This window comes from Microbacterium sp. (assembly GCF_035277845.1).
In the GTDB taxonomy this organism is placed as follows: Bacteria; Actinomycetota; Actinomycetes; order Actinomycetales; family Microbacteriaceae; genus Microbacterium.
Genome location: NZ_DATEJS010000144.1, coordinates 1 through 15,669 on the forward strand (window position 1 = coordinate 1; position 15,669 = coordinate 15,669).

General features: G+C 68.0%; 16 protein-coding genes and 1 pseudogene. 6 read left to right on the forward strand and 11 right to left on the reverse strand.

The annotated features are described in order from the left end of the window. Positions 1-177: 177 nt before the first annotated feature. Entirely contained in the window at positions 178-1,233 is a 1,056-nt protein-coding gene (locus tag VJR25_RS06175) for an LLM class flavin-dependent oxidoreductase (RefSeq protein WP_324113626.1), read from the forward strand. Between the two features lie 9 nt (positions 1,234-1,242). Beyond that, entirely contained in the window at positions 1,243-2,025 is a 783-nt protein-coding gene (locus VJR25_RS06180; RefSeq protein ID WP_324113628.1) for an SGNH/GDSL hydrolase family protein, read from the forward strand. Here VJR25_RS06180 and VJR25_RS06185 read toward each other — a convergent pair. The 3 genes from VJR25_RS06185 to VJR25_RS06195 form a co-directional block, all read right to left on the reverse strand. Then, positions 2,004-2,567, reverse strand: a complete 564-nt coding sequence (locus tag VJR25_RS06185) for a dihydrofolate reductase family protein (protein ID WP_324113630.1) — start codon at positions 2,565-2,567, stop codon at positions 2,004-2,006. The genes VJR25_RS06180 and VJR25_RS06185 overlap by 22 nt on opposite strands. 9 nt (positions 2,568-2,576) lie before the next feature. Beyond that, the gene (locus VJR25_RS06190; protein WP_324113632.1) at positions 2,577-3,935 is read right to left on the reverse strand and encodes an MFS transporter; all 1,359 of its coding nucleotides are present in this window, start codon (positions 3,933-3,935) and stop codon (positions 2,577-2,579) included. A 91-nt stretch (positions 3,936-4,026) separates the two neighbouring features. Then, positions 4,027-4,515 (reverse strand): FBP domain-containing protein, encoded by a 489-nt coding sequence (locus tag VJR25_RS06195; protein WP_324113634.1) that lies wholly within the window; start codon positions 4,513-4,515, stop codon positions 4,027-4,029. A 227-nt stretch (positions 4,516-4,742) separates the two neighbouring features. On the opposite strand from VJR25_RS06195, the gene VJR25_RS06200 reads away from it, so the two are divergent. Beyond that, positions 4,743-5,456 carry a transporter substrate-binding domain-containing protein gene (locus tag VJR25_RS06200; RefSeq protein WP_324113636.1) on the forward strand — a complete coding sequence of 238 codons (714 nt, stop codon included), beginning with the start codon at positions 4,743-4,745 and terminating at the stop codon, positions 5,454-5,456. Between the two features lie 31 nt (positions 5,457-5,487). Continuing rightward, positions 5,488-6,294 (forward strand): MBL fold metallo-hydrolase, encoded by an 807-nt coding sequence (locus VJR25_RS06205; RefSeq protein ID WP_324113638.1) that lies wholly within the window; start codon positions 5,488-5,490, stop codon positions 6,292-6,294. Here the strand turns inward: VJR25_RS06205 and VJR25_RS06210 are convergent. From VJR25_RS06210 to VJR25_RS06235, 6 genes and pseudogenes are all read right to left on the reverse strand, one after another. Then, a complete protein-coding gene (locus VJR25_RS06210; protein WP_324113640.1) occupies positions 6,240-6,677 on the reverse strand; it encodes a VOC family protein in 438 nt (145 codons plus the stop codon). The genes VJR25_RS06205 and VJR25_RS06210 overlap by 55 nt on opposite strands. A 59-nt stretch (positions 6,678-6,736) precedes the next feature. Continuing rightward, positions 6,737-7,471, reverse strand: coding sequence for an alpha/beta hydrolase (locus tag VJR25_RS06215; protein WP_324113642.1), 735 nt, complete (start codon positions 7,469-7,471; stop codon positions 6,737-6,739). Positions 7,472-7,647: 176 nt separating this feature from the next. Further along, positions 7,648-8,481, reverse strand: a complete 834-nt coding sequence (locus VJR25_RS06220; RefSeq protein ID WP_324113644.1) for a carbohydrate ABC transporter permease — start codon at positions 8,479-8,481, stop codon at positions 7,648-7,650. Beyond that, positions 8,478-9,428 carry a sugar ABC transporter permease gene (locus VJR25_RS06225; protein WP_324113646.1) on the reverse strand — a complete coding sequence of 317 codons (951 nt, stop codon included), beginning with the start codon at positions 9,426-9,428 and terminating at the stop codon, positions 8,478-8,480. The genes VJR25_RS06220 and VJR25_RS06225 overlap by 4 nt, the downstream gene beginning before the upstream one ends. Before the next feature lie 77 nt (positions 9,429-9,505). Continuing rightward, positions 9,506-10,783: pseudogene (locus VJR25_RS06230) on the reverse strand (ABC transporter substrate-binding protein). Positions 10,784-10,801: 18 nt separating this feature from the next. Next, positions 10,802-11,662 (reverse strand): family 43 glycosylhydrolase, encoded by an 861-nt coding sequence (locus tag VJR25_RS06235; RefSeq protein ID WP_324113648.1) that lies wholly within the window; start codon positions 11,660-11,662, stop codon positions 10,802-10,804. On the opposite strand from VJR25_RS06235, the gene VJR25_RS06240 reads away from it, so the two are divergent. Continuing rightward, positions 11,640-12,932 (forward strand): LacI family DNA-binding transcriptional regulator, encoded by a 1,293-nt coding sequence (locus tag VJR25_RS06240; protein WP_324113650.1) that lies wholly within the window; start codon positions 11,640-11,642, stop codon positions 12,930-12,932. The two genes, VJR25_RS06235 and VJR25_RS06240, sit on opposite strands and share 23 nt — an antisense overlap. A 47-nt stretch (positions 12,933-12,979) precedes the next feature. Here the strand turns inward: VJR25_RS06240 and VJR25_RS06245 are convergent, their stop codons facing one another. After that, entirely contained in the window at positions 12,980-13,933 is a 954-nt protein-coding gene (locus VJR25_RS06245; RefSeq protein WP_324113652.1) for a glycoside hydrolase family 43 protein, read from the reverse strand. A 110-nt stretch (positions 13,934-14,043) separates the two neighbouring features. Between VJR25_RS06245 and VJR25_RS06250 the strand changes: the two genes are divergently transcribed. After that, on the forward strand, positions 14,044-14,901 hold the full coding sequence (locus VJR25_RS06250; protein WP_324113654.1) for a PHP domain-containing protein: 858 nt from the start codon (positions 14,044-14,046) through the stop codon (positions 14,899-14,901). Between the two features lie 134 nt (positions 14,902-15,035). Here VJR25_RS06250 and VJR25_RS06255 read toward each other — a convergent pair whose 3' ends face one another. Further along, complete coding sequence (locus tag VJR25_RS06255; RefSeq protein ID WP_324113656.1) at positions 15,036-15,545, reverse strand: DUF2087 domain-containing protein; 510 nt, start codon at positions 15,543-15,545, stop codon at positions 15,036-15,038. Between the last annotated feature and the right edge of the window lie 124 nt (positions 15,546-15,669).

A 15,669-nucleotide genomic window follows, 5' to 3' on the forward strand; every position in this document is an offset into this window, starting at 1 on the left:
CATCCGGATACGCGTCGGTGTCGAGCACGTCGGCGAGCTCGCGGCCCGCCGAGACCCGGTCGGCGAAGACGGCCATGCCGCCACCCTATGCCCCTCACGTGCGCGGCGGGCCGCGCCGTGGGAATGTCCGGCATCACGCGCCAGTTGTATCCACGTGAATGAAAGGACGCTCCACTCATGTCTGCACCTGTGAAGCTCGGTCTCGACACGTTCGGCGACATCACCGTCGCCGATGACGGTCAGCCCGTCAGCCACGCCCAGACGATTCGCAACGTGGTCGAGCAGGCCGTGGTCGCAGAGGAGACCGGCTTGTCGTTCTTCGGGGTGGGGGAGCACCACCGGTCCGAGTTCGCCGTCTCGAGTCCCGAGATCGTGCTGGCCGCCATCGCCGGGCGCACCAGGGACATCCACGTGGGCACGGCGGTCACCGTGTTGTCGTCTGACGACCCCGTGCGCGTGTTCGAGCGGTTCGCGACGCTGGACGCCGTCTCGAACGGGCGGGCCGAGGTCGTCCTCGGCCGGGGTTCGTTCATCGAGTCGTTCTCGCTGTTCGGCTACGATCTGGCCGACTACGAGATCCTCTTCGACGAGAAGCTCGACCTGTTCAGCCGGCTGATGACGGAGCAGCCCGTGACCTGGTCCGGCCGCACCCGCGCGGCGCTCGAGAACGTCGACGTCTTCCCCAAGACGGACGCCGGGTTGAAGGCCTGGGTCGGCGTCGGCGGCACGCCCGAATCCGTCGTGCGGGCAGCCCGGTACGGCTACGGCCTCATGCTGGCGATCATCGGGGGATCGGCCTCGCGCTTCCGTCCCCTCGTGAAGCTCTACCACGAGTCGCTCGACGCTTTCGGCCACAGCGGGTTGCCGGTCGGCGTGCATTCGCCCGGGCACATCGCGGAGACCGACGAGCAGGCCTGGGACGAGGCCTACGCGGGCTTCGCCGCGATGAACGACACGATCGGACGTGAGCGAGGCTGGCCGGCATACAACCGGATGCGGTTCCAGCACGACGTCGGGCCGGAGGGCGCCCTCTACGTCGGCTCGCCGGAGACCGTCGCGCGCAAGATCGCGACGACGGTGCAGACCCTCGGGGCGGATCGCTTCGACCTGAAGTTCTCGACGGGCATGCTGTCGCACGGGCACCTGATGCGCAGCATCGAGCTGTTCGGCACCCGGGTCGCGCCGCTCGTGCACGAGTTCCTGGCGGAGGGCGCCCCGGCGCCGCGGTCGTAGGCTGAGGGGATGGCAGCAGTCCGCTTCGTGGCGATCGGCGATTCCTTCACCGAGGGGGTCGGCGACGATCTGCCGGACGGGCGTGTGCGCGGCTGGGCGGACCTCGTCGCGCAAGGCTGGGCCGACTCCCTGACGGAGCCGATCCAGTACGCGAACCTCGCAGTCCGCGGCAAGCTGATCGAGCCGATCATCGAGCAGCAGCTCGAGCCGGCGCTGGCCCTCGGGCCGACGCATCTGTCGTTCAACGGCGGCGGCAACGACATGCTGCGCCCGCGCACCTCCATCTCGCACGTGTCGGAGCTGTTCGTGCACGTGGTGCGCCGCTGCCGGGAGGAGGGCGTGCAGCTGATCGCCCTGTCCGGTGCCAACCCCTCCGGCCAGCTGCCGCTGCGACCGCTCATCCAGAAGCGCGGCGATCTGCTCTCGGCGGCCGTCGCCCAGCGCCTGCAGCCGCATCCGGACGTCATCACCGCGTGGAACTGGCCCGATCGTGAACTCGCGACCCCGGGATACTGGTCCGACGACCGGCTGCACATGAACGCCCGAGGGCACCACCGCGTGGCGGCGCGTGTGCTCACGGCGCTGGGGCAGCACGCGCCGACCGCGTGGTGGTCTCTGCCGGTGCTGCCGGACGCCCGCTCGCCGCGCGGCGTCGGCTACTACGCCGAGTACGTCGGGCCGTGGGTCAAGCGGCGTCTCACCGGCACGTCCTCCGGCGACGGCCGGGAACCGAAGTACGGCACGTGGATCGAGGTGGCGCCCGCTCCGGGTCAGGGCGCCGACACCCGGTAGCGCACCTCGGCGAAGGGTCCGCGCTGCTCCACCTCGATGAGCGTGAGCCGGTCGGCTCCGAGGTCGCGCGGCAGGAGCGGCTTGCCCGCGACCAGGGCGGCCGGAGCGAAGGTGACGACGATCTCGTCGAGATGGCCCGCGTCGAGGAACTGGCCGGCCAGGTCGCCGCCGCCGACCACCCAGATGTCGCGCCCGTCCGCGGCATCCCGGATCGCCTCCCAGTGCTCGGCGACGCTTCCTGAGACGAAGCGGATGTCGGCGCCGGGCACGCGCGGCAGCGCGCGGTGCGTGAAGACGAAGGTCGGCCGGTCGCCGTAGTACGCGGGCCACTTCTCGGGATGTGCGACGAGGTCTTCGTGTGCGAGCACCCACGCATAGGTCGACGATCCCTGCACCAGCACTCCGACGCCGTCGAGGAACCGGTCGAAGGACTCCCCACCGCTGTCGCCGCCCGGCACGGCGAACAGCCACGCGAGCGAGTCGTTCTCGTCGGCGAGGAAGCCGTTGAGGGTGGAGGCGGTCAGGTAGATCGTGCGGCTCATGCGCCCACGCTAGCGAGGGCCTCCGACGTCGTCGGCGGCACGGTCGGACGGGCCGCCTGATCGCCACCAATGAAGCCCCATGCGGCGCCGGGTGCGGTGGCGCTCGCGCACGATGAACGCCGCGCCGAGCAGCCAGATCGGCACCTGCGTCAGGAACGCGACACGGAACGCGTCGAGGTTGTACGTCTGCGGGGTGCCCGCGTGCAGCAGGTCCAGGGCGACGCCGATCAGGAAGATCGCGATGAGCGCGGCGAGGAACCCGCCGACGTTCGTCACGCCCGTCGCGGTGCTCAGCCGGTGCCCGGGGTTGTGCATGCGCGCCACGTCGAAGGCGACCATCGACGCCGGTCCGCCGGTGCCGAGCGCGATCGCGAGCATGATCAGCAGCCAGAGCGGCGCGGGCCCCGGCCAGGCCAGCACGACGCACCACATGAGCAGCTGCACCGCCACCGTCGGGAGCACCAGATTCCGTGATCGCTGCATCGGCACCGCGCTGGACAAAGCCCCCACCATCGGCCCGAGGGCCATGCCCACCACCACGTAGACCGTGGTGACGAGCGACGCCTGCGCCCTGCTGAGGCCTTCCCCGGCGGTGAGGAACGGGATGCCCCACAGCATGATGAACGCGGTGCCGGCGAACGGCGTGGTGAAGTGCGACCAGAAGGCGAGACGGGTGCCGGAGTTCCGCCAGGCGGCTCGGATCCCCACGCTCGTGTCGATGGACGACGTCACGACCGCGATCGTGCCGGTGGCGGTGTCCACCGAGACGTCGGCCTCGCGCTCCGGCGGCCGATTGCGGATGACGCCGTACACGAGAACCGTGAAGAGCACGCTGAGCCCGGCCACGCTGCCGAAGGCGACGGTCCACGTGGTCGCGTGCAGCAGCGCTGCGAGGGGGATCAGGGCGACGAGCTGCCCGGCCTGGCCGACGAGTCCGGTGATCTGCACCATCACGGGGCCCCGCTGTGCCGGGAACCACAGCGCGATCAGGCGCATGAGGCTCGGGAAGACGGCGGCGTCACCGGCGCCCAGCATCATCCGCGCGAAGATCGCCACGCCGACGTTCGGCGAGAACGCCATGAGCAGCTGGCCGCCGGCCATGAGCGCCATGCCTGCGGCCATGATCGGGCGGGCGCCGACACGGTCGAGCAGCACGCCGACCGGCAGCTGCATGAAGCCGTAGACCGCCAGCTGCAGAACGGCGAACATCGACAGGGTCGACGCATCCGCGTGGAAGCGGTCCGCGGCATCCAGACCCACCGCGGACAGCGACGTGCGGTTGGTGACGGCGAGCAGATACGCCACGACGCCCACCGTCCAGATGATCCACGCGCGAGTCGAAGGTCCAGCGGCGTGGGTCTCGGACATAGGGCGGGGCGCCTCCTTCGTAGACCAGAATCCTACGCCCGCGCCGTGGGCGGATTCATATTCCGCCCACGGCATATGCCGGCAGGTCCGGTCAGATCGTGGACCGGAGGTCGTCGGCGAACCGGCGGACGTTCACGCGCAGCGCCTCGATGCGTCTCTGCCTCGCCGCCTCGACGTCATACCCGAGGTACGCAAGCGGCGGCAGCTTTCGGACGTTGGCGGAGCACTCGAACTGCTCGCAGACGAGCGTGCCGATGGTGTTGCCGTTGCGTCCTGCTGCTCCGGCACGCCGGGCGCTGAAGAACACGACGTCGTTCGGAAGCGTCACATCCTCGCACCACGCGCACTGCGGGCGGGTGCGGGTGCGCTGCCCGGCCTCACGCAGCAGGATGCCGACGGGGCCGTCATCGCCGGGGACGACGACGTAGCCGACGTGCGTGAGCTTCGCGTCGCGCCAGCCGAGGTAGTCGAGATCGTCCCACGCGACCGCGTCGAGGTCGGGCATGGGGATGGCTTTGCGCTCGCGCTGCGAGGCGTTGAGGAAGGAGGCGCGGATGGCGTTCTCGGTGAGAGACAGCATGGACCGGTCTTTCGCGTTCGGCGCCCACGACGCACGTCATGGGCAAGGGGATGTCAGGGAATGCACGACTCGCGCCCGCCTCGCGTCGGTCGACGTCCAGCGGGTGCGGGGCGGGGTCATCTCGCCGCGGCGCAGAATGCGCCGACGACCTCCTGATGCCTCGAGGGCTGCCGAACCGGACTCACCGTGCCAGCCTAGCCCGCGAGCCGGGGTGTCATGATGGCTGCATGCCCGATCCCGCGATCACGAAGAGTCTTGCGCCGGCCGGAGTGCTGCGCGCGTCGATCAACCTGGGGAATCCGGTTATGGCGCAGGGAACCGCGGATGCCCCGGCCGGCGTGACTGTGGAGTTGTCGCGCGCAATCGCGGGGCGGCTGGGCGTGCCGGTCGAATTCCTCTGCTTCGACGCGGCACGGGACTCGTTCGATGCGCTCCGCGGGGGAGCAGCCGACGTCGGCTTTCTCGCCATCGAACCTGCGCGAGCAGCCGAGGTGTGGTTCACCGCTCCGTATGTGCTGATCGAAGGCGTGTTCGCGGTGCCGGATTCCTCGCCGCTCACCCGGGCCGACGAGGTGGACCGGGACGGCGTCCGGATCGCCGTCAAAGACGGATCCGCCTACGACCTCTACCTCACGCGCACGCTTGAACGCGCGGAACTGGTGCGGGGGCCCGAATCGATCGACGTGTACCGCGCGCAGGAGCTGAACGCCGTCGCAGGCATCCGACAGCCGCTCAGCCGCGTGGTGACCGACGACCCCACGCTCCGGCTCGTCGAGCCCGCGTTCATGCAGATCCGGCAGGCCGTGGCGACGACGCCCGACCGCTCGGCGGCGGCGAAGGCATTCCTGCACGACCTGGTCGAGCAGCTCAAGTCCGACGGCTTCGTCGCGGAGGCGCTGCGGAACTCCGGGCAGGACGCCACCGTCGCGGGGCCGGCCTGAGCCGGGCGACGTGACGCGAGATCGGGTTCCGATGGGCGCTCTCCGCGAGGTGGCACCCGGTGTGCTGGCCGCCACCAGCCGCGTGATGCTGACCACGTCGACGGTGCTCGTCGGCGGGAGCAGGGCTCTGCTCATCGACCCGGCCTGGAAACCCGACGAACTCGAGGTGCTCGCCCAGGAGATCGCAGCGCAGAAGTGGCAGGTGATCGGGGGATTCGCCACGCACGCCCATCACGATCATCTGCTGTGGCATCCTGCGTTCGGGGATGCTCCGCGCTGGGCTTCGTGGCGGACCGCGGAAGGGGCGCGAGCTCGTCGGGCGAACCTGATGACCGACCTCGGACCAGGCTGGCCGTCTGAGCTCGCCGAGCTCATGGGATGTGTTCGGGGCACCGACGCGTTGCCGGACACGTCGATCCCCGCGGGATTCGACGTGGAGATGATCGTCCACGACGGCCATGCACGCGGGCACACCGCGCTCTGGCTGCCGCGGCAGCGGGTGCTCGTCGCGGGAGACATGCTCAGCGACGTGGAACTGCCACTGCCGTTCGACCCCGACGACATCGACGCGTATGTCGACGGGCTGGACCGCCTGGCGCCGTATGCCGCGGCCGCGGAGCTGGTGATCCCGGGGCACGGGAACATCGGGGATGATGCGCGGGCGCGCCTGGACGCCGACCGGCGCTACATCGACGGCATCCTGCACCGGGGCCGGTCGGACGACCCGCGGATCGGGAACGCGGACATGGCGGGGGAGTACCGGCACATGCTCGAGCTGGCCGGTCAGCCCAGTTCCTCGACCAGCCCCAGGATCACGCCGGCGGGACCGCGGACGTAGCCGTACCGGTACAGCTGCGCATATTGGGCCACCTCGCCGACGAGTTCGCCGCCGAGGGGGCGCAGCCGACGGAGCGTCTCCTCGACGTCGTCCACGACGAAGGTCAACCGGGGGATGCCGGGCACGTTCACCGCCGCGCGCGGCGCGGGCTCGGTGGCCACGGGCCGCTCGAACGTCGACAGCTCGACCCTCCCGCTCCCGTCGGGGGTGCGGACGACGGCGATGTCTGCGCGCACGTCGTCGAGCGCGAGGAGCTTGTCGACCCACGCCCCGCCGACGGTGGCCTCGCCCTCCAGTTCGAGTCCCAGCTCGACGAAGAACGCGACCGCCGCGGCGAGGTCTTCGACGACGAAGCCGACGTGGTCCATGCGCGTGACCGTCATGCCAGGCAGTGTAGGGGAGTGCGCCCTGTCCGTGTGCCCGGCCCGGATCAGGGCGGAAGCTAACGCAGGTGCCGCGCGAAGAAGCTGCCCGCATCCTCCCCGGCATGCTGGGGCACGCCTCTGTGGCCGCCCATGTTGGCGTGCAGGGACTTCTCCTTCGAGCCGAACGCGTCGAAGAGGTCCAGCGCCAGCTGGCGGTCGTTTCCTTCGTCATCCCACTGCAACAGCACATGCAGCGGAATGCTCACGCGGCGGGCTTCGTCGAACATGCTGCGCGGCACGAAGCTCCCCGCGAAGAGGCCGGCCGCGACGACCCGGGGCTCGACGAGCGCCAGCCGGATGCCGACGGCGATCACGCCGCCCGAGTAGCCGACCGGTCCGTCGATCTCGGGCAGGGAGACGAGCTCGTCCAGCAGGGCCTGCCATTCCGGCACCGCCTCGTCGACGAGCGGCAGGATGAGAGCTTCGACGACCTGCTCCGTCGGCCGTTCGCCGGCGCGGATCGCAGTGCGAAGGTCGGCGCGCGCCCGCTCGGCGGCGGCGGACGGTGTGCGGTCGCCGCTTCCCGGGAGTTCGATCGTGGCCGTCGCGAAGCCCTGTTCGGCCGAATGCCGAGCCCGCGCCAGCAGTCTGGGGTACATCGGCCGCAGTCCACCGGGGTGGCCGAGAAGGATGAGGGGAGTCGGGGCGGCTGCAGACGCCGAGGCCGGCGTCCACAGGATGCCGGGGACGTCGCCGAGGAGGAAGTCGCGCTCGATGAGGTCATCGACGCGACGGTCGGAGGTGAAGTGCATGGTGATGTCTTTCGGGAGTGCTCGGATGCGGCGCTCCCGGACGACCTATCGCCCGACCGTGACCTCAGCGAGGAGCACCCATGTCGATACGTTCATGGGGATCACCTCCTCGGTCTGTCACACGGCATCCGGAAGCCTATCAGCGGTCGTGGACGTCCCACCACAGGGCGCCGGCGTCAGCCCTTGACACTGCCGCTGACGAGTCCGTCGACGATGTACTTCTGCATGAAGATGAAGAAGATCAGCATCGGGATGAGCACGATCACCGTCACCGTCATGAATGCCGGCCAATTGGTCGTGAACTGCGCGACCGCCTGTTCGGCGAGCAGGACGAGGGTGTTGTTCGACGGAGAGCTGAGGAAGATCGTGGGTGAGATGTAGTCGTTCCAGACCCACATGACCTGGAAGACGCCGACTGTGATGAGCACAGGCCGGATCAGAGGCAGCACGATCGAGAAGTAGAGCCGCCAGGGGCCTGCGCCGTCGATGCGCGCTGCTTCGAGGATCTCGCGGGGGACGGTGCGCATGTATCCGACGATGATGAAGTAGCAGAACACCGATCCGCCGAGGTAGATGGCGATGAGCCCCTGCAGGTTGTCGGCGAGACCGACGTTCACGATCAGCAGGTACAGCGGGATGATCGTGCTCTGGAACGGGACGAGGAACGCCGCCAGCAGCACCCCGCCGATGAGAGTGCTGAGTCGCCCGCCGCGATAGACCAGGCTGAATGCCGCCATGGATCCGATCAAGAGCATGAGCACGACCGACACGGCGGTCACGTAGACGGTGTTCAGGAACGCTTGACCCACATTGGACTGCACGAAGACATCGACGTAGTTGTGCAGCGTCCATGACGTGGGCAGGCCCAGAGGGTTCTTCTGCATCTCGGGCTGTGTCTTGAAGGTGTTGATGATGATGTAGGCGAACGGCAGTCCGACCAGGCAGGCCATGAGCACCAGGACGATGCTGCCGACCGAGCGAGTGAGGATGCGGGCGGTGGAGCGGCTCATGAGAAGCTCCTCTCGAGACTGCGCGTGACCCGCAGCTGGATGAACAGGACGATGCCGATGACGATCATGAAGATGACGCCGAGCGCCGAGGCCTGTCCGTAGTTCGACTCGTCGATGCCGTTGTTGATGATCGTGGCGGTGATGGTGTTGGTGGCGAACGCGGGGCCGCCCGCCGTGAGGTTCTGCGGAAGCGCGTAGACGTTGAGGCCGTTGTTCATGAGAAGGAACGTGCTGATCGTGATGGCAGGGGCGAGCATGGGGAGGGTGATGTAGAAGAACCGCTGGGAGGCGCTGGCCCCGTCGATCTTCGCGACCTCGTAGAGGTCGGACGGGATCGACTGGAGGTAGGCGAGATAGAGGATCGCGTGCCAGCCGGTGCTGGTCCAGACCCCGACCACGATGACGGAGATCTGTGCCAGCGTGGTGTCGGCGAGCCAGGGGATGGGCGCGATTCCGAACAGGTTGTGGAGCAGCGTGTTCAGCGCCCCGTCGGCGAGCGGATTGAGGATGAAGTTCCAGACCAGTCCGAGGACCGCGACGCTGGGGATCGCGGGGAAGAAGTAGAGCGCCCGTGCGAAGCGGGTGCCGAACAGCTTCTGGTTGAGGAACACCGCCAGGGGGATGGCGCAGGCGGTGATCAGTGCCGTCGTGGCGATGGCGAACAGCAGGGTGAAGCCGAGCCCGTTCAGCAAGGCAGGACTCGTGAACACGTTCACGTAGTTCTTGAGCCCCACGAACTGGATGTCGGGATTGAGTCCCGACCAGTTCGTGAAGCTGTAGTAGACCGATTCGACGAACGGCACGCCGAAGAGGACGATGACCACGAGCAGCATCGGGATCAGGAAGGCGCGGATCTGCAGTCCTTCGCGTCGGCGCCCCTTGGTCTTCAACCGGGGCTCACTCACCCGGAGTTCGGTCGCTGCGATCGCAGTCGCTTGCACCGTCATGGTTTCTCCTTCGTGCCCGTGGGGGTTCTCGGTCGACGAGGCCGAGAACCCCCGTGGTGGGTCTGTCAGCGGGCGGCCTACTTCAGGCTCGCCCACTCGGTGTCGAGGGCCTTGGTGAAGCCGGCGGCGGTCTCCTTGCCGAGTTGTACCTTCTGCATGTTGGCGACGAGGACCTGGTCGAGCGGGTCGCTGTCGGCCCCGGGCCACGCCTGCCAGGTGCACCAGACGTTGCCCTTGACGACATCGTCGTACATCCCCGTGAGCGCCGGGTCGAGGGTCTGCTTGTAGTTGCTGGTGGTCATGATCGACCCCGTCTCTGCGGCATACATCGACACGCCCTTCGCGCTGGCCAGGAAGTCGACGAACTTCTGCGCGCCCACCGGGTTCTTGGCCCGGGAGTTGATGGCGTACGGCGGGGATGCCGCGCCGGCCCAGTACGGGTCGCCGAAGCTGCTCGGAATGGGCCAGTAGTCGAGCTTCGTGCCGGCCGGCATCGCCTTCCGCGACGCTGCGACCTGCCAGGAACCGGTGGTGATCATCGCCACCTTCTGATTGTCGAACTCGGTGACGATCTGGGGACCGGTCAAGCCGGCGGCGGACGGGTTGACGAGGCCCTGGGTGTAGAGGGTGCTCCACTCCTGGATCGCCTCGGTCCAGGCCTTGGAGAACGTCGTCTTCCCGTCGTAGATGTCGGCGTCCATGTTGCCGCCGGAGTTCGCGTCGGCGCGGCCGATGAGACCCATGATCGTGGTCGTGGTGCCGTCACCGGCCTCCTGCAGCCCCGTGATGCCCGCAGCCTTGAACTTCTTGAGGTCGGTCACCAGCTCGGCCCACGTCTGGGGAGCGCTCGTCACTCCGGCCTTGGCCGCAAGCGTCTCGTTGACGAGGAATCCGCCGCCCTAGGTGGCGGTGGAGATGCCGTAGACGTGTCCCTTGTAGGTGTTCATCTTGGTTCCGAACGGCGACTGGACGCGCGCCGCGTACGTGCCGTCGAGCGACTTCACGTACCCGCCGCCGGCTTGCTGCGTGTGATTGCCCAGGATGAAGACGTCGGGCGCGTTGTGGGCGAGCAGGCGCTTGGTGAGGGTCGTGGTGTACGTGGCCACGGGGGGCGCGTAGGACATGTCGACCTCGATGCCGGGGTTCTCCTTCTCGAACTCGTCGATCAGGGGCTGCATCGTCGCCGTGGCATCCCACGAGAGGAACGTCACCGTTCCTTTGCCGGAATCGGATGACGCGGAAGACGTGCCGCTGCACGCCGCGAGAGACGTCGCGACGGCGACGACCGCGGCAGCTGCCATGATCTTCCGGTGACGACCTCGGCTCAGCGCTGAGGTCCGGGTGCGAAACAACATCGTTCGCCCTTTCTGTGATTACTCGGTTGGTGGGTGGAGGGGGAAGCGCAGGGAACCGATCGACGGGTTCAGGGGCTCGATCGATCCGTCTGCGCGGTGGATGAGACGGTCGAACACCACTTCGCGGTGAAATCCGTCTCCGTCCGGGATGGCGAACCGGTGATACGCGATCACCCATTCGTCAGTGCCTGGGACATTCGTGATCGAGTGGTGCCCGGTCGCGTAGATGTCGCGCTCCGGCGCCTGCTCGAGAAGCACTCCGTGATCGGACCAGGGTCCGTAGGGGCTGGGCGCGGAGGCGTAGTGGACCTGGTAGTCGGGGGAACGCGTGTCGTTCACCGACCAGGAAAGGTAGTAGATGCCGTCTCGTCGGTGGATCCAGGCGGCCTCCCGGAATCCGGTGGGCACCCAGCTGCGGACCTCGCGCGGGTCGAAGGAGACCATGTCTTCGCCGAGGGGCACGATGTGGGCGACCTCGTTGCCCCAGAGGAGGTACACGGTGCCGTCCACATCGGTGAACGTCGACGGATCGATGGCCCGCCCCTCGAAGTCACCGCTCGCGACCAGTGGCTTGTCGATGTCGTCGAACGGGCCGGTGGGACTGTCTCCGACAGCCACGCCGATGTTGTCGTCGGCACTGAAGTAGAAGAAGTACTTCCCGGATCGTGTCGCGATGGTCGGAGCCCAGGCGCGGTCGCGAACCCATCGCACATCCGTGCCGAGCGCGAGGATCACCCCGTGGTCATCCCAGTGGACGAGGTCAGGGGACGAGTACGCGCGGAAGGACGTGGCCGCCCACTCCGGGATGCCGTCGGTCGTGGGGAACAGGTAGAACCTGTCCCCGTCCGCCCACAGGTTGGGGTCTGCGAGCAGCGGCAACGCCGGCGCCGTCGGGGCGTCGCTCGGATACGACCTCGCGTCGGGAGCGCTTGTCTCTGTCACCACGGTCCTCACTGACTCGATCGGTTCGATTTCATGTATCGTTACACACCTGGTCCTGATGCGCAAGTACCGGATTTACCACGATGCTGTGTGGCCTGAATTCCGCTCAAAGAGCCGTCCGATCCGATATCGTTACAGGACTCGACGAGATGCGTCGGAGCAGGCTTCAAGGGGTGTGCGCATGGCCGGCAAGGTGACGATTCAGGATGTTGCACGCGCAGCGGGGGTGTCGCCGATGACCGTGTCGCATGTGATCAACGCTCACCCGCACGTCAAGGACTCGACGCGGGAGCGCGTTCTGCACGCCATCGACAAGCTGGACTACCGCGTGAATGTCGCAGCGCGGAATCTTCGCACCGGACGCACCGGAACCATCGGGCTGGCTGTGCCCGAAGTCGACCGCCCGTACTTCGGCCAGCTGGCCGCGGAGATCATCACGGCGGCCGCACGTCGCGGATTCCGCGTGGTCGTCGAGCAGACCGGTGCGTCGCGCGAGACGGAGCTGGATGCGCTCGTCCTCTCCCGCAATCGGATGTACGACGGACTCATCCTGAGCACCGTCGGGCTGGGGCCGGCGGACACGGAACTGCTCCGGGTCGACTACCCGGTCGTCATCCTCGGTGAGCGCATCTTCGAAGGACCCGTCGACCATGTCGCCATGCCCAACGTCGAAGGGGCGAGCGCTGCCACGCGCCACCTCATCGAGCAGGGTGCGCGACGCATCGTGATGCTCGACGGAGCGGCGAACGACGATGTGAACATGTCGAGCCTGCGTTTCCAGGGCTATCGCCAGGCGCTCGCCGATGCAGGGATCGCTTTCGACGGCGGTCTCCTCGTCGAGCTCGACGAATTCACCATGCAGTCCGGCGCCGCGGCCGTCCACGACCTCGTGACCCGGGGTATCCCTTTCGACGCCATCTTCTGCGTCACGGACACTGTCGCCATCGGCGTCCTCCGCGGACTTGCATCCGAAGGGATCCGCGTTCCCGACGAGGTGATGGTGATCGGATTCGACAACATCCGCGAATCGGAGTTCACCGTCCCGTCACTGTCATCGGTCGACCCCGACCACACCACGATGGCGGAGAAGGCCGTCTCCCTTCTGATGAACCGGATCGAGCGCGGCTCGGGCGCCTCACGTGAGGAGTACGTCAGCGGATTCCACGTCGTCAAGCGGGAATCCACCTCGCGGATCGCGCCGGCGTAGGAACGACGGGGACCGTTCGCGGCGTCGGGCACGGGGGAGTGGCGCCGTCATGCCGCGGGCCAGGAAGCCGCGAGCAGACGAGCGCGTTCCTCAGACGAGATGGCGAGGAGCGACCCGTGACGTGCACCGGCGGGGAAGGCGGCGTCGGGCCGATGACTCCATCCACCGGACGACAGATCGTCCGTCTCGAACAGCTGATATCCGCGGAGCCCGAACTCATCCGCCAGCAGGTACCAGCGCGGCTCGAACGGGTGCGCTGCCGTTGCGGGACCTTCCGCCCGCGCCATCACGGACTTGCCGATGTCGAAGGTCAGGGGCTCGAAGTACGGGTCTTCCAGGTTCTGACCGGCCTCTTCGAAGATGTGGTGCCCGATACCGGCCGGCGCCGGGTTTCCGTGAGCGTTCGCGGAGAACCGATACCACCGGTCCGCGTACTCGAGAAACGTGAGGTCGATCACGTCGTGCCCGGCATCGAGATGGACCCGCGCCGGCGAGAAGTGCACGAAGTCCGTCGTCTCGGCGACCAGGATCCGTTGATACTGGCCGGCGCGGCGCTCCTCACCAGGTGAGAAGAGCGCCGAGGCCCAGAACACCAGCCAGGCGTCCCGTCGGTTCGACCAGAAGGCCTTGGGCGCCCACGTGTTGCCGGCTTCGGCCGGAGCGATCTCACGCAGGACGGGAGGACTCCAGGAGACCAGGTCCCTGGACTGCCAGACGACGATGCTGCGCGAACCATGTCGCACGGCCCGATTCCAGTCTTCGTCCGGCCACACCCGCAGGTCGGTCGCGATCACGGCGAACGTTCCCCGGACTTCGTCCCGGACCAGGAAGGGATCTCTGCTGCCGAGCTCACCCACCGTCGACGGCAGGACGGGGCGCCCCTGGTTCAGCGGCGTCCAGGATGTCGGCTCCGGACCGTCGCTCACGGCGAATCGGACCTGCTCGCCGTCGGCGAGCGTCTCGGACAGGAAGTACGCGAGAAGGAAGTGTGATGCGGTCACGGCCTGCTGCTCTCGAAGGGGGATCGTGTATCGATACAGTACCAAGGTGACCGGCGCGAGCGAAACCCCGTGATCGTGGGCAGCCGTGCCCAGGCTTGTAGCGTTGGCGCATGACGAGCATGCCCGCCGACGCGCACGTGCACAGCGAGTGGTCGTGGGATGCCGGTTCCGACCCTGCATCGGCGGGCACGATGGAGCGCATCTGCGCGCGCGCCGTGCATATCGGGCTGCCGGCCGTCATCTTCACGGAGCACCTCGACTTCGAGCAGGAGTGGGTCGTCGAGAACCCGGCCGACCTCGGCACCACCGCGCAGCGCTACGTGGACGAGGAGGGGCACGTCCGACTGCCGCGCTTCGACCTCGAGGGATACCTCGGGGCCATCGACCGCTGCAGGCACGCGTACCCGAACCTGCGAATCCTCACGGGTGTCGAGTTCGGTCAGCCTCATCTCTGGGACCGCGAGGCGGCCTCGATGCTGCGCAGCGGCGTCATCGAACGCGTCAACGGCTCACTCCACATGCTTCCGTACGGGGACGTCGCGCGCACCGAGCCGACGACGCTCTATCACCACAAGCCTGCCGACGAGGTGATGTCCGCGTACCTCGACGAGATCCCGCGAATGGTCAGGGGGAGCGACTCGTTCGAGGTGTTCACGCACATCGACTACGCCGTCCGCACCTGGCCGACGACGGATGCCGGGCCATTCGATCCACGGCGGTTCGAAGAGGGGTTCCGTGTGGCGATGCGCGCCCTCGCCGCATCCGACCGGGCGCTCGAGTTGAACACCCGACGCCTCTGGCCGTGGATACCGCAGTGGTGGGTCGAAGAGGGCGGACGCGCCATCACATTCGGCAGCGACGCACACGACGCGCAGAGCGTGGCTGCGAACTTCCCGGAGGCGGTGGCGATGGCGGAGTACTTCGGCCTCCGCGGCGGGCGACGTCCCGAAGACTTCTGGACGCGCTGACGCACCGAAGGGTGACTGCCAGCCGTCGTGGCTATCCACTTCCGGTGGGAGAGCAGATCCTGCGAAGCATCTGATCACATCCTGACATAATGGGCATTATCGGATAACGGGGTGCACCGACGGGAGGGGCTCGCTCACGCCGGCAGCGCGTACTCGCTGCCGGTCGACGTGCGCTCCACCAGGCCGGCGTCGACGAGGTAGCGGCGCAGCGACGCGCTGTCGTCGGCGTATGCGGCGAGCCGCTCGGTGATCACGCGCTCCGTGACGACCTCGCCGGGACGCAGCGTCTGTGCGGCGATCCACGTCAGCAGCTCGAGCCGGTCGGACGCCCGCGACGGATACTGGACGATCCGCCCATCCCGCAGGAACCGCTGCACGCCGCTCGGCCGTGCCAGGCCGCCCTGACGCAGGACGTCGGCGAAGACCTCCGGACGCAGCACGACAGCGCCGTCGACCTCGCCGATGATCCCGGCCGCCTCCAGCTGCCGCCGCACGTGACCGCGCCGTGACGGCGAGACCCCGATGAACGGGTCGCCGCCGCCATCGGCGACCAAGCGAGCGAACACCGTTCGGGCATCATCGTTCGCCAGGGCAACGATGACGGGACGCCAGCGTTCCGACGGCTCCCCCGTGCCTGCGTTCATGATTCGAAGATATCATCGAGTGACGGTCGGATCGAGTCCGTGCCTCCCCTGCCGTCGGCGTACGCGGCGACGCGTCCCGGCCATGTGCGCGTCACCGGCCGATCACCTGCGCTCGCTACCGTCC